This is a genomic window from Cryptosporangium sp. NPDC051539, assembly GCF_044454545.1.
GTDB lineage: Bacteria > Actinomycetota > Actinomycetes > Mycobacteriales > Cryptosporangiaceae > Cryptosporangium.
This window is the reverse complement of sequence record NZ_JBITDV010000002.1, coordinates 740,016-752,430: the sequence shown is the minus strand read 5'-3', so window position 1 is coordinate 752,430 and position 12,415 is coordinate 740,016. Positions and strand designations below refer to the sequence as shown.

At 73.1% G+C, this 12,415-nt stretch carries 13 protein-coding genes; 5 read left to right on the top strand and 8 right to left on the bottom strand.

Annotated features, from left to right (window positions below):
• Window positions 1-7 precede the first annotated feature (7 nt).
• Complete coding sequence (locus tag ACIBZJ_RS09495) at window positions 8-811, top strand: amidohydrolase family protein (RefSeq protein ID WP_395927415.1); 804 nt, start codon at window positions 8-10, stop codon at window positions 809-811.
• Here ACIBZJ_RS09495 and ACIBZJ_RS09490 read toward each other — a convergent pair.
• From ACIBZJ_RS09490 to ACIBZJ_RS09475, 4 genes are all read right to left on the bottom strand, one after another.
• A complete protein-coding gene (locus ACIBZJ_RS09490; protein WP_395927413.1) occupies window positions 808-1,335 on the bottom strand; it encodes an RICIN domain-containing protein in 528 nt (175 codons plus the stop codon). The genes ACIBZJ_RS09495 and ACIBZJ_RS09490 overlap by 4 nt on opposite strands.
• Window positions 1,336-1,454: 119 nt before the next feature.
• Entirely contained in the window at window positions 1,455-2,204 is a 750-nt protein-coding gene (locus ACIBZJ_RS09485) for an SDR family NAD(P)-dependent oxidoreductase (RefSeq protein WP_395927411.1), read from the bottom strand.
• 1 nt (window position 2,205) lies between these two features.
• A complete protein-coding gene (locus tag ACIBZJ_RS09480) occupies window positions 2,206-3,039 on the bottom strand; it encodes a fumarylacetoacetate hydrolase family protein (protein WP_395927409.1) in 834 nt (277 codons plus the stop codon).
• Window positions 3,040-3,097: 58 nt separating this feature from the next.
• On the bottom strand, window positions 3,098-3,847 hold the full coding sequence (locus ACIBZJ_RS09475; protein WP_395927407.1) for an IclR family transcriptional regulator: 750 nt from the start codon (window positions 3,845-3,847) through the stop codon (window positions 3,098-3,100).
• 56 nt (window positions 3,848-3,903) lie between these two features.
• Here ACIBZJ_RS09475 and ACIBZJ_RS09470 point away from each other — a divergent pair, with 56 nt between their 5' ends.
• Entirely contained in the window at window positions 3,904-4,929 is a 1,026-nt protein-coding gene (locus ACIBZJ_RS09470; protein ID WP_395927405.1) for a glycosyltransferase, read from the top strand.
• On the opposite strand, the gene ACIBZJ_RS09465 is transcribed toward ACIBZJ_RS09470, so the two are convergent.
• Genes ACIBZJ_RS09465 through ACIBZJ_RS09455 form a run of 3 tightly spaced genes read right to left on the bottom strand, consistent with a single transcriptional unit; the run spans window position 4,926 to window position 7,761 of the window.
• Entirely contained in the window at window positions 4,926-5,486 is a 561-nt protein-coding gene (locus ACIBZJ_RS09465) for an ABC transporter permease (RefSeq protein ID WP_395927403.1), read from the bottom strand. The two genes, ACIBZJ_RS09470 and ACIBZJ_RS09465, sit on opposite strands and share 4 nt — an antisense overlap.
• Window positions 5,483-6,862: a hypothetical protein gene (locus tag ACIBZJ_RS09460; RefSeq protein ID WP_395927401.1), complete on the bottom strand. Its 1,380-nt coding sequence runs from the start codon at window positions 6,860-6,862 to the stop codon at window positions 5,483-5,485. The genes ACIBZJ_RS09465 and ACIBZJ_RS09460 overlap by 4 nt, the downstream gene beginning before the upstream one ends.
• A complete protein-coding gene (locus ACIBZJ_RS09455) occupies window positions 6,859-7,761 on the bottom strand; it encodes an ATP-binding cassette domain-containing protein (RefSeq protein ID WP_395927399.1) in 903 nt (300 codons plus the stop codon). Before ACIBZJ_RS09455 ends, ACIBZJ_RS09460 begins: the two co-directional genes overlap by 4 nt.
• Before the next feature lie 87 nt (window positions 7,762-7,848).
• Between ACIBZJ_RS09455 and ACIBZJ_RS09450 the strand changes: the two genes are divergently transcribed.
• Both ACIBZJ_RS09450 and ACIBZJ_RS09445 read left to right on the top strand, forming a co-directional pair.
• Window positions 7,849-8,511 (top strand): response regulator transcription factor, encoded by a 663-nt coding sequence (locus ACIBZJ_RS09450; protein ID WP_395927397.1) that lies wholly within the window; start codon window positions 7,849-7,851, stop codon window positions 8,509-8,511.
• On the top strand, window positions 8,508-9,608 hold the full coding sequence (locus tag ACIBZJ_RS09445) for a sensor histidine kinase (RefSeq protein WP_395927395.1): 1,101 nt from the start codon (window positions 8,508-8,510) through the stop codon (window positions 9,606-9,608). Before ACIBZJ_RS09450 ends, ACIBZJ_RS09445 begins: the two co-directional genes overlap by 4 nt.
• Here ACIBZJ_RS09445 and ACIBZJ_RS09440 read toward each other — a convergent pair.
• The gene (locus ACIBZJ_RS09440) at window positions 9,545-11,644 is read right to left on the bottom strand and encodes a 2Fe-2S iron-sulfur cluster-binding protein (protein WP_395927393.1); all 2,100 of its coding nucleotides are present in this window, start codon (window positions 11,642-11,644) and stop codon (window positions 9,545-9,547) included. The two genes, ACIBZJ_RS09445 and ACIBZJ_RS09440, sit on opposite strands and share 64 nt — an antisense overlap.
• A 105-nt stretch (window positions 11,645-11,749) precedes the next feature.
• On the opposite strand from ACIBZJ_RS09440, the gene ACIBZJ_RS09435 reads away from it, so the two are divergent.
• Complete coding sequence (locus ACIBZJ_RS09435; RefSeq protein WP_395927391.1) at window positions 11,750-12,364, top strand: TetR/AcrR family transcriptional regulator; 615 nt, start codon at window positions 11,750-11,752, stop codon at window positions 12,362-12,364.
• Window positions 12,365-12,415 lie beyond the last annotated feature (51 nt).

Sequence of the window (12,415 nt, the reverse complement as noted above, 5' to 3'; positions counted from 1 at the left end):
TACCGCGGTGACGATCGACGCTCACCACCATCTGTGGGACCTGGCCCGGCGGCCGCAGGAGTGGCTGTCGACGCTGGGCCCGATCAACCGGTCGTTCTGGCCGCAGGACCTGCCCAGGCGCTTCGACCGGACCGTGCTCGTCCAGGTACTGGCCGATCTCGACGAGACCCGCGAGTTCCTCGCGCTGGCCGCCACGAGCGACCGGATCGCCGGGGTGGTCGGCTGGGTCGACCTGGCCTCGCCCGACGTGGGCGACGTGCTCGACGCGCTGCCCGCGGGGCTGGTCGGCGTCCGGCACCTGGTGCAGGCCGAGCCGGACCGGCGCTGGTTGCTCCGCCGCGACGTCGTCCGCGGCGTGCGGGCGGTCGGCGAGCGCGGGCTCGTTTACGACCTGCTGACGCTGCCGCCGCAGCTACCGGCCGCAACCGAACTCGTACGCGCCCTTCCGGACGTGCGGTTCGTGCTCGATCACCTCTCGAAGCCGCCGCTCGCCACCGGTTCGCTGGACGCGTGGGCCGCCGCTCTGCGCGAACTGGCCGCCGAGCCCAACGTGGTGGCGAAGCTCTCCGGCCTGGTCACCGAGGCGCGCTGGGACACCTGGACGGTCGCCGACCTGCGTCCCGCCGTCGAAGTGGCGCTGGAGGCGTTCGGCCCGGACCGGCTGATGTTCGGTTCCGACTGGCCCGTGTGCCTGCTCGCCGCGTCCTACGACGACGTCGTGGACGCCGCCGAAACGCTGGTCGGCGACCTTTCCGCGGAGGAGCGAGCCGCGATCTTCGGCGGGACCGCGGCCGCTACCTACCGCATCTAGGGTGCTGACCTGAACGTCCACTCCTGATTGGCGCCGCCGTTGCAGGTGAATTGCAGCAGCGCCGTTCCGTTGTCGGTACTGGCGTTCTTGACCGTCAGGCAGAGGCCGCTCTTCTTGTTGACGATCCGGTGGTTGGTGCCGTTGATGCGCCAGACTTCGTTCGCGCCCAGCGTGCAGTCGTACTGAATGACGGGGGCGTTGTTCTCCGTCGAGGCATTCAGAACGGTGAGGCACTTACCGTTTCCGTTGTTCCAGAGTTCCCAGTCGTTGCCGCCGTGGTCTTCGGCCCAGAATTGCTGTTCCGAGGTCATCGGGTCGTGGCAGGGCCAGATGATCATCGTCACCCCGTTGTTGGGCGACGCGTTGGGGTCAGCTATGCATTTGTTCGACTGCGTGCCGATGATCTGATAGAGCCCCCAAATGGTGCTGGATGCCGCCGCGTCGGCAGCCGAAGGGGCGGAGAAAATTGCGACCGCTACGAGCATCACGAAGGCGACAACGGGTCGAAGGAAAGACTTTCGCATCGGGCCCTCCTCTGTGGAACCACCGCGCGCTCATCATGGCGGTCCCGAGCGCCCGGCGTCCATAGAGGAGCCCGCCCGGACCGGCGGCGCTCGGCGAGGCCGTGGCGGGCGGGACCGGGTCAGCGGCGGGGGCGCAGGCGGAGCGCCTGCATGCCACCGTCGACGGCGAGCTCGGTGCCGGTGGTGGAGCCGGCGCGGGGGGACGCGAGGTACACCGCGGCCTGGGCGATCTCGTCCGCACTGACCAGGCGCCCGTGAGGCTGCCTGGCCTCCAGCGCGGCCCGCTCGGCGTCCGGGTCCGGCGCGCTGTCGAGCAGGCGCCCGACCCAGGGCGTGTCGGCGGTACCGGGGTTCACCGCGTTGACGCGGATCCCGTCCGGCATCCCGTCGGCCGCCATGGCCCGGGTCAGTGCTGATACCGCACCCTTGCTGGCCGAGTACACCGCTCGGGCGGGCAATCCCGCGGTGGCCGCGATCGACGAGGTGTTGACGACCGCCGGGTGCGCGGACTCCCGCAGGTACGGCCAGGCCGCCCGCGACACCCGCGCGGTACCGATCACGTTGACGTCGAGCACCCGGTGCCACTCGTCGTCGGTGCTCTGCTCGACCGAGCCCTGGGCGCCGATGCCGGCGTTGTTCACCAGCACGTCCAGCCCGCCGAGCGCCTCCACGGCGGTGTCGACGGCGGCACGTACCTGCTCGTCGTCGGCCAGATCGGCACGGACGTAGACCACGTCGGCCGGGCCGGTGTCCGCCCGATCGAGGACCGCGACCTGAGCACCTTCGGCCCGGAAGGCCGTCACGATCGCCAGGCCGATGCCGGACGCACCACCGGTCACCAGGGCTCGCAGGCCCGAGAGCTCAGCCATCTCAGGCCTGCCGGAACGTCTGGCGCTGCCGGCCGAGGCCGGTGATCTCGATCTCGACGACGTCGCCGTCGCGCAGGAACGCCCCGTCGGCGCGGCCCATCGCGACCCCGGCGGGCGTGCCGGTGTTGATGACGTCGCCGGGGTAGAGCGTCATGAACTGGCTGAGGTACCGGACGACGTGCGCGACGCCGAAGATCTGGTTCTTCGTGTTGCCGTTCTGCCGCAGGTCACCGTTGACCCAGAGCCGCAGCTCGAGGTCCTGGGGGTCGGCGACGTCGTCGGAGGTCGCGATCCAGGGCCCGAAGGGGTTGAACGTCTCGCAGTTCTTGCCCTTGTCCCACTGGCCGCCGCGCTCGATCTGGAACGTGCGCTCGCTGACGTCGTTGCTGATCGCGTAGCCGGCGATGTGCTTCACGGCGTCTTCCTCGGAGTCGAGGTACCGCGCGGTCGAGCCGATGACGATCGCCAGCTCGACCTCGTAGTCGGTCTTCACCGACGTCCGCGGGATCAGCACGTCGTCGCCGGCGCCCACCACCGTGTCGGGAGCCTTCATGAACAGGATCGGCTCGGCGGGCGGCGTCGCACCGGTCTCTTCGGCGTGGTCGGTGTAGTTGAGGCCGATGCAGAGGATCTTGCCGATGCCGGTCAGCGGCGGCGCGAACTCGGCCGGGTCGTCCACCGCCGGAAGGTCGGCGGTCCGGATCGCGGCCAGCGCGTCGGGAGCGAGCACCGCGGGCGTGACGGCCGCGTGCAACGGACGCAGGTCGAACCACTGGCCGTCCCGGTGGACGACCGGGACGTCACCGTCGGCGGTCCGGGCGTGAGCGAGGCGCATGCGGAGCCCTTCGTCAAAATCTCATTTAATGAGACAGGATCTCATTCTTTCGAGAACTCTAACTCTGCCGGCGCCCGGACGGAACCGGCGGGAGGAAGCCCAGGCTGGCCGAGATGCGGGCGGCCGCGTCCCGGACGCGGGGCCCGACCTCGTCGATCCTCGGATCCATCCGCTCGGCGACCCCGGCGACGCTGAGCGCAGCGACCGGCTCGCCGGTGTGATCGCGGATCGGGGCGCCGCAGCAGCAGCTCGACGGGTCGAACTCCCGCCGGTCCTCGGACCAGCCCCGTTCGCGCATCTCCTCGAGTTTCGCGGCCAGCTCGGGAGTGACCGCGAGATCGGCGGCGACCCGGAGCTCGTCCAGCTGGGCCGGGCGCAGCGCCATCAGGTACGCGCGGCCGAGCGACGTGTTGTGGAACGGGCGGGTCGAGCCGGGGTGCGCGGCCACGCTCACCGTCCGCAGCGGCTGTTCGCGGGCGACGAACACCATCTCGGTGCCGTTCGGCACGGCGAGGTTCGCGGTCTCCCCCGTCTCGGCGACGAGCTCACGCAGCACCGGGATCGCGACGTCACGGAGGTTGACCGACTCGATCGCGGCGGCGGCGAGCTGGGCGGCGGCCGGGCCGAGGCGCACCGGGCCGCCGTGGCCCTCGCTGATCAGCCAGCCCTCGTCACGCAAGCGCTCGACCAGCCGGTAGGCGGTGGCGCGGCTCAGGCCGAGCGCGTCGGCGATGGCGGCCACCGGCAGCCGCCGGTGTCGCGCGACCAGCTGCAGGATGCCGAGGCCACGGTCGAGGGCGCCGGTCATGCGGTCAGTCTGGCACGAGTGTTCAGGTCCGCGCTCCCGCGGCCGAACAGCAGGGGATGACCGGTTTGCTGACGGCCGTCCTGATCGTGCGGAACGAGAAGGAGACGCTGCCCGGCTGTCTGGCGTCGCTCGACGGGGTGGCCGACACCGTGCACGTGCACGACACCGGCTCGGTCGACGGCACGCCGGTGCTGGCCGAACAGCTCGGCGCGAGCGTCAGCCGGGGCCTCTGGGACGACGACTTCGCCGCGGCCCGCAACGACGCGCACCGCGGCTGCACGGCCGGCTGGGTGCTCGCGATCGACGCCGATCAGCGCTACACCGGCGACCCGGACGCCCTGCGCGCGCTGTTGCGGGCCACCGACGCCGACGTGCTGCGGGTGGAGATCGACAACGCGCACGACGAGTCGCCGTACACGCACGCCGAGGGGCGCCTCTACCGCGCCGGGACGGTGGCCTGGCAGGGGCGGGTGCACGAGCGGCTGGTGGGGTCCTCCCGGCTCGCGGCCGCGCCGCGCGCCGCGATCCGGTTCACCCACGAGGGGTACGCGTCGCCGGAGCTCCGCCGGGCCAAGTCCGAGCGCAACGTCGGCCTGGCCCACCGGGCTCTGGACGAGCTGTTGTCCGCCGGGCCGGCCGCCGACCGCGGCGTGCTGGCCACCACGCTGCTCGATCTCGGACGCAGCCTGGTCGGAGCGGGGCGCAACCAGGACGCCGTGGACACGTTCGAGGTGCTGCGCGAGGAGTTCCCGGGCACACCGCAGTGGATCGAGGGCACCGACTTCCTGGCCCGGCTGGTGCTGGCCGGCGGCATGGACGAGGTGTGCCTGGTACTCGTCGAGCAGCTGCGGACGGCGGGAGCGCCGGGGCCGTACTGCGACTGGCTCGCCGCACAGGCGCTGGCTCAGCTCGGAGACGCGGTCACGGCCGCGGAGCTGCTCGCCGGGGTGACCGAGGTGGTCGACACCGCCGGGCGACGGTACGACCCGGCCGCGTTGCGAGAGCTGCGGGGACTGGTCGGACAGTTGCTCCGGACCGCTACCGCCGCCCGGCCCCGGCCGCCCTCCCCGACGACCGGCTAGCAGACCTCCCGGCGGCCGAGGACGAGCGTGCCGACGAGCAGGGCCGCGGCGGCCCAGGCGGCGAGTGCGCCGAGGCCGCCCGTCATCGGCGCGGTCCGGTCGATCAGACGGTGGACGTGCGGGTCGGCCACCGTCGCGCTGACGATCGGGGGCAGGTACAGCAGCCCGAGAACGACGCCGATCGCGACGCCGGAGTCGCGGACGATCGCGGCGACCCCGACGCTGAGCCAGGCGATCAGGACGAGGTAGACGACCGGACCGCGGGCGACCAGACCGGCCACTGCCACCGGCCCGGTGAGCGTCAGCGCCTTGGCCGCCAGCGGGAGCCGCCGGTCCGGCATGGCCGCCAGCGTGACGCCGATCAGCGCCGTGCCGTACTCGCCGCTGACCGTCAGCACGCCGAGTACTGCGATCGGAGCCTGTCCCAGGTAGAACCCCTCGGTGCCGTGGAGGGCGACGCCCAGCGCCACCGTGGCGACCACCGCGGCCAGGAGCAGCCCCGCCGGCGCCCACGTCGTGCACAGCTTCGTCCACTCCGCGCGCAGGGCGTCCCTCACACGTCCCTCCGGCGCTGCGCGACGGCGGCCAGCGCGAGCGCGAGCCCGGCGTAGCCGCCCAGCACGGCCAGACCCGCCCACGGCGACAGCGGGTAGTAGCCGTTGGCCGGGTTGTAGAGCCCGTCGACCTGCGGAGACCGGACGACGGTCTGCTGCACGGCCAGCGCGGCGGCCGGCGTGACCCTGGTCAGCCACTCGGCCATCGGCAACGGCGTGAACGGCACCAGCGCCAGCAGGTACGGCAGCACGGTCAGCGTCACGACCGTCGTCACCGCGGCGGCAGAGCGTCGCAGCAGCGTCCCGACGCCGAGCGCGAAGACGGCCGCGAGCGCGAGCACGGCGGCCGTCCCGGCCGCGACCCGCACGACGGCGCCCGACGACGCCGGGAAGAGGAAGACGCCGAGGCCACGCACCAGGCCGGGCCAGATGGCCACCGCGAGCGCCGCGCCCACCAGACCGGCCACGAACGTGACTCCACCGGCCACGGCGGCCCGGGCCAGCAACACCCGCCCGCGCCGCGTGGTCGCGCTCAGCGTGCTGCGGATCAGCCCGTACCGGTACTCGGTCGTGGCCATCAGCGTCGCGATGACCACGACCACGATCAGCGCGGGCAGCGTCCCGAAGAGCAGATCGTTTATCGACGCCGCCGGGACGACGTCCGTACGGGTGGCCGGGGCGAGGTCTCCGGCGCCGGTCACCGTGACCCGGCCGGCCGAGGCGCTGAAGCCGCCCGAGACACCGAGCGGGTACCCGGCGAACGTGGCCGTGCCTGCTCCGTGCTGCCCACCGGTCCAGGGCCCGGATCCGGCACCGGCGAACGTCGCGGTGGCCGCGTCCGGCTCCGTCCCCACACCGTGGACGTGCTGCGGGCAGGCCACGAACAGCCCGGCCCGCAGCGGGCCGGGCAGTCGCACCGCACCGACCCGATCCCAGTGGGTGCCGTCGGCCGACGCCTCCCCGATGACCGTGTCGCCGGACCGGGTGAGCCGCAGCCACCGGGCCGCCGGGTCGGGTCCGGCGACGTCGCCGGTGTAGTCGTACTGCATCCGCACGCCGTGCCCGGCGGTGCGCAGAATCGCGGCGTACCGCGTCCCCGCGCGGACGAGCAGACCGGCCTTCGCCCACGGCGCGCGGCTCTCGAGTGCGGTCACCTCCACCGTGATCCGCCCGTCGCCGGCCAGCGGGCGAGGCACGAAGTAGTACGCGTCGACGACCGGTTCCCCGCCCGGCCCGAGCGGGATCGGCCGCGGCTTCTCCGACCCGGCGCCGCCGAGCCCGGTCACCGGGAACACCAGGATCAGCAGCGCCGCGACCGCGGTGCCGATCACCCATCCCCGGACCGACCGGAACTTGGTCCACTCCGACCGCAGGATCACGGCGCCACCGCGCCGTACTCCACGGCGTCCCGGGTCAGCTCCAGGTACACCTCCTCGAGCGTGGCCCGGTGCGGCGCGAGTTCGGAGAACGGCAGCCGATTCGCGGTGAGCACCTCGGCGACCCGTTCGGCGGCGAGGCCCCGCACGGAGAGCACGTCCTCGCCCGACACCTGCGCCCCCGCGGCGGTGAGCGCCGCGGCCGCCGGTTCCGGCGCGCTGGTCCGCACCCGTACCCGGTCTCCGGACGCGGTCGCGATCAGGCCGGCCACACTGCCGTCCGCGAGAACCCGGCCCCGGCCGACGACGACCACGTGATCGGCCGTGCCCTGCAGTTCGGTCATCAGGTGGCTCGACACCAGCACGGCCCGCCCCTGCGCGGCCAGCGAACGCAGGAAACCGCGCATCCAGATGATGCCGTCGGGATCCATCCCGTTGAACGGCTCGTCGAGCATGATCGCCGGCGGATCGCCCAGCAGCGCGGCCGCGATGCCGAGGCGCTGCCGCATGCCCAGCGAGTACCCGCCGGCCCGCCTGCGCGCGGCCGGTCCCAGGCCCACCAGCGTCACGACCTCGTCGACCCGGGCGCTGCGCAGGCCCTGCGAGTGCGCCAGCCACCGCAGGTGGTCGCGTCCGGACCGGGCCGGGTGCAGCGCGGACGCGTCCAGGAGTGCGCCGAGGTGCCGCAGTGGCCGGGTCAGCGACCGGTAGGGCCGGCCACCGACGAGCGCGACCCCGGCGTCGGCGGTGTGCAGGCCGAGGACGATCCGCATCGTGGTGGACTTCCCGGCCCCGTTCGGCCCGACGAACCCGGTGACCCGGCCGGGAGCGGCCGTGAACGTCATCCCGTCCAGCGCCGTCGTGGCCCCGTACCGCTTCCGCAGTGCTTCGACTTCGATCATGGCCCGGAGTTCTACCGGGACGCCGGTGACAGCCCGGTGCGCGGCGTTGAGACCCGGCTGTCACCACCCGGCTGGCATCGTGGACCCATGAGGGTGCTGGTGGTGGAGGATCACCGCAGGTTGAACACGCTGATCACGGCCGGTCTGCGCCGGGAGGCGATGGCGGTGGACGCCGCGCTCGACGGGACGGCCGCGCTCGAACGGCTGGCCGATACCCGCTACGACGTCGTCGTCCTCGACCGTGACCTGCCCGGGATGCACGGCGACGAGGTGTGCCGGCGGATCGTGGCCGGCGGATCGGCCGCCCGGGTCCTGATGCTGACTGCGGCGGCCAAGGTCCGCGACCGCGTCGAGGGCCTCGGTCTCGGCGCCGACGACTACCTGCCCAAGCCGTTCGACTTCGCCGAGCTGGTGGCCCGGGTCCGGGCTCTCGGGCGCCGCACCGCGTCCGCGCTGCCACCGGTGCTGGACGACGGCGACCTGTCGCTCGACCCCGGCCGGCGGGTGGCCTCGCGCGCCGGACGGCGGCTCGACCTCAGCCCGAAGGAATTCGCGGTCCTGGAGTACCTGCTGGCCGCCGGGGGCCGGGTGGTGCCGGCCGAGGAACTGCTCGAACGGGTCTGGGACGAGGCCGCCGACCCGTTCACGACCACGGTGAAGACCACGATCGGACGGCTGCGCGCGAAGCTCGGGCGGCCACCGGCCATCCACACCGTGCGCGAGGGCGGTTACCGGATCGGTGGGTCGTGAGAAGCCTGCGGACCCGGCTCGCGCTCGTCCACGCCGGGTTCACGTTCGCCGGCGGTGTGCTGTTGCTGGTCCTGGCCGACCTGCCGCTCTACGTCGGCGGCCACACCGTGCCGGGCCCGGGCGAACCGGCGCGGGCCGGCACCGGCGACAACCTCGCCGACGTGCTGCGGTACTCCGCCGTCGCGCTGGTCGTGCTGGCCGCGGTCTCGCTCGCGGTCGGCCGGATGCTCGCCGGGCGGGCGCTGCGCCCCCTGCGGGCGCTCACCGCCGCCGCGCGCACGATGTCCGCGAGCGACCTCCACCACCGCGTACGGATCCCGGCCGGCTACCGCGAGTTCAGCGAACTCGCGGCGACGTTCGACGGCCTGCTGCGCCGGCTCGACGACGCGTTCACCGCGCAGCGGCAGTTCGTCGCCAACGCCTCGCACGAGCTCCGCACCCCGCTGACCGTTCAGCGGACCCTCCTCCAGCTCACGCTGGCCGACCCGGACGCGTCCGCCGGCGCGCTCCGGTCCACCTGCGAGGAAGTGCTGGCCCTCGGCCGACAGCAGGAACAGCTGCTGGACGCGCTGCTCACGCTCGCCGGAGGACAGCAGGGCATCGAGCACCGGCGTCCGTTCGATCTGGCCGACGTCACCCGGAAGGCGATCTCCGGACGCGACACCGGAAGCATCCGGGTCCACACCGCGCTCGCCCCGGCGCCGGTGACCGGCGACGACCGCCTGACCGCCAGCCTCGTCACGAACCTGCTCGACAACGCGGTGCGTCACAACGTCCCGGGCGGGAGCGTCGAGATCGCGGTCTCGCCCGGCGGGTGCCTGACCGTGAGCAACACCGGTGCCCCGGTGCCGGCCGAGGAGATCGACCGGCTGTTCCAGCCGTTCCAGCGGCTCGGCACCGATCGCACCGACCAGACCGCCGGGCACGGGCTCGGCCTGGCCATCGTCGCGGCGATCGCCCGGGCGCAGCAGGCCCGGTTGCTCGCTCAGCCGCGGCCGGACGGGGGCCTGCGGATCAGCGTCTGTTTCCCGGCTCAGGGCTCGCCGACGTCGAGCGTGACGTCGGACAGCGGGGAGCCCACGCAGGTCAGCACGTAGCCGTCGGCCTGCTGCCGGGGGGTGCGGCAGTTCGGCTCGTGCTGGGCGACGGTTCCGCTGCGCAGCCGCACCAGGCAGTCGCCGCAGTTCCCGACCGTGCAGGAGAACGGCAGGTCCAGTCCCGCCGCGAGGCCGGCGTCGAGCAGCGTCTGACCCGGTTCGACGATCACCGTGCCGACCGGCTGCCCGTGGTCCTCGACGATCATCGTCTGCGGCACGGTGGTCGCGGCCGTCGCGCCCGCCCCGCTGGTGTAACGCTCGCTGTGCACCCGCTCGCCCGGGACGTCCAGCCCGTTCAGGACGCCGCGCACGGCGTCGCCCAGACCGTCGGGACCGCAGACGTAGTAGTGGGCGTCGGCGGACGGGGACAGGCCGGTGACCCACCGGCGGACGCCGTCCGCGGTGAGCCGGCCCTCGGCGCCGGTGAGGACGTGGGTCACCGACAGGCGGCCGGGGTGGTTCGCCGCCAGGTGGGTCAGCTCGCCGCCGAAGATGATCTCCTCTGCGCTGCGGCTGCTGTAGAGCAGCGCGATCCGGCCCGCGTCCGGCGAGGCGGACAGCGCCGCGCGGATCATGCTCATCATCGGCGTGACGCCGCTGCCCGCGGCGATCAGCACGAGCTCGTCCGGAGCCCGGTCTCCGGTGTGGAACGACCCGGACGGGCCGCGCACCCCGAGCCGGTCGCCCACGCGGAGGTTCCGGTGGACGTGCCCGGAGAACCGGCCGCCCTCGACGTGCTTGACCGTGAGCTCCAGCCGGGACGACCCGGGCCCGGACGCGGCCGAGTAGGCCCGTCGCACCGGGCGGCCGTCGATGTCGGCCACGAGCGTGAAGAACTGGCCGGGCCGGAAGTCGAACGGGTCCGCGTCCTCGAGGACGAGCGTGACCGTGCTGGGAGTCTCCCGCCGGATCTCGGCGATACGCACCTCCCGGGCCGCGTGCTGTTCGGTGGCCGCGCCGGTCGCACGCGGCCGGCCGGTCCGGACGTCGTCGTAGCCCTCTTTGTGCAGCCCGGAGCGGTAGGCGCTGTTCATCGCCAGCCGCAGCAACCGGGTCAGGCCGGGGATCGACCCGACGACCCGGAGCAGGAACGCGGACGGGCCGCCCCTGGTCTCGGCCAGCGTGGCCGCGAGATGCTCGCCGCCCAGCGCCATCAGGTCGGGCACCGCGCCGCGCGCGACGTGCGCGCCGGGCGTCCACAGCCGCGAGCGCGCCACCGCGTCGTTGGCCGCCACCTCGGCGTGCTCGACGTCGATGAGCAGGGCCGCGTGCGGGGGCTTCCCGTGCAGTGCCATCGCGTCCAGCAGCGCCGGATCGACGGTGATCGCGCCGCGTCCGCGGACGTGCAGGACACCGCTGCGCCCGGGGACGAGCGCGGCGAACGACAGCCGGTCGTCCCGCAGCAGGTTGTGGAGCGTGTCGGCGCGCTTGTTGCCCTTGCGGTCCGGCAGGACGAGCGTGCGGCCGTCCAGGATCCGTGCCACGGTCTGCCGGTCGCCGCGCGGGCTCGTGTCGCTCCCGCCGGACGCGTCCCAGGTCGACAGTGCGAGGAACGGCGCGGAGGCGAGGAAATCGGCTACCCCGGGAGCGCGCAGCGGGCCGTCGCCGGGGACGTCCGCGCCCGGCCCGGCCGGGGCGGGCGGCTGCCACAGGCGGGACCGGAGAATCGCCTGGGCGCAGTGCACGTACGCCTCCACGACGTCGACGGTCGTCTCACCGCGGTCGCGGCCGGCCGCCACGCCGTTGATCCGCAGTACCTCTCCGACGCCCGGCAGAAGGAAGAACAGCGAGACGCCGCCGTGCGGCTCACCGGGCCCGGGCCACGGGAACGAGATCCGCGTCGGTGAGTGGACGCGGGCGAAGCCCGGCCGGCCGCCGACGAACGTGGTCCGGCTGGTGCCGCCGGCGTCCCGGTGGCCGAACGCGGCGACCGGGCACCGGGCGAGGACCGTGCGGCACCCCTCATCGAGCGCGCTGATCTGCTTGAGCGTGATCACCGGCAGCGGACGACCGACGACCGCTTCGACCTCGTCCACTGTCGTCAGTCGGGAAAATATCTTGTTATCGCTGCTCACAGCACTATTGTGAACGATAGCTCAGCTCTCGACTACTCGCTTTTGACGCCCCCGGGGAGGAACAGGATGCCGTCGGCCGACCGTCGACTTCAGCCACGTCGCAGGCCTCAGCAGGTGCGCGCGGAGCTCACCCGCGAGCGGATCCTGGCCGCCGCTGCTCACGTTTTCGTCGAGCACGGCTACGCCGCCGGCACCACCAACCGCATCGCCGAGCGGGCCCGCATCTCGATCGGCTCGCTGTACCAGTACTTCCCGAACAAGGACGCGGTGCTCGCGGAGCTGCTCATCCGGCACATCGACCGCGGCGCGTGGCGGGGCGCCGCGCAGCTCGACCTGTCGCCCGGCAGCCTGGAACCGACGGCCCGGGCGTTGATCCGCGACGCGATCGACAACCACCAGGACGATCCCCAGCTGCTGCGGATCATGATCGAGGAGGCGCCGCTCTCGAAGGAGCTGCTCGACACGATCGACCGGCACGGAAAGCTACGCGTCGCTCAGCTGCGCGACCTGCTCGCCCGGCATCCGGACGTCGGCGTGCGCGACCTCGACACCGCCGCCGAGCTGATCCTGACCACGGTGGAGCTGAACGTCCACAAACTGATGGCCGATCCGCGGAACCTCTCGATCGAGGCGGTGGAGAACGAATTGGTCGCCATGATCACCCGCTACTTGCGGGGCTAGCGGGCGCCTATCGCTCGCGTATCGAGAATTGCGTACGGGCTGACAACACCG

Excerpts from the sequence above, each read along its gene's own strand:
- ACIBZJ_RS09435 (WP_395927391.1), top strand. The coding sequence starts at position 11,750 with ATGCCGTCGGCCGACCGTCGACTTCAGCCACGTCGCAGGCCTCAGCAG.
- ACIBZJ_RS09455 (WP_395927399.1), bottom strand. The coding sequence starts at position 7,761 with ATGATCGAAGTCGAAGCACTGCGGAAGCGGTACGGGGCCACGACGGCG.
- ACIBZJ_RS09480 (WP_395927409.1), bottom strand. The coding sequence starts at position 3,039 with ATGCGCCTCGCTCACGCCCGGACCGCCGACGGTGACGTCCCGGTCGTC.
- ACIBZJ_RS09475 (WP_395927407.1), bottom strand. The coding sequence starts at position 3,847 with ATGACCGGCGCCCTCGACCGTGGCCTCGGCATCCTGCAGCTGGTCGCG.
- ACIBZJ_RS09470 (WP_395927405.1), top strand. The coding sequence starts at position 3,904 with ATGACCGGTTTGCTGACGGCCGTCCTGATCGTGCGGAACGAGAAGGAG.
- ACIBZJ_RS09450 (WP_395927397.1), top strand. The coding sequence starts at position 7,849 with ATGAGGGTGCTGGTGGTGGAGGATCACCGCAGGTTGAACACGCTGATC.
- ACIBZJ_RS09490 (WP_395927413.1), bottom strand. The coding sequence starts at position 1,335 with ATGCGAAAGTCTTTCCTTCGACCCGTTGTCGCCTTCGTGATGCTCGTA.
- ACIBZJ_RS09485 (WP_395927411.1), bottom strand. The coding sequence starts at position 2,204 with ATGGCTGAGCTCTCGGGCCTGCGAGCCCTGGTGACCGGTGGTGCGTCC.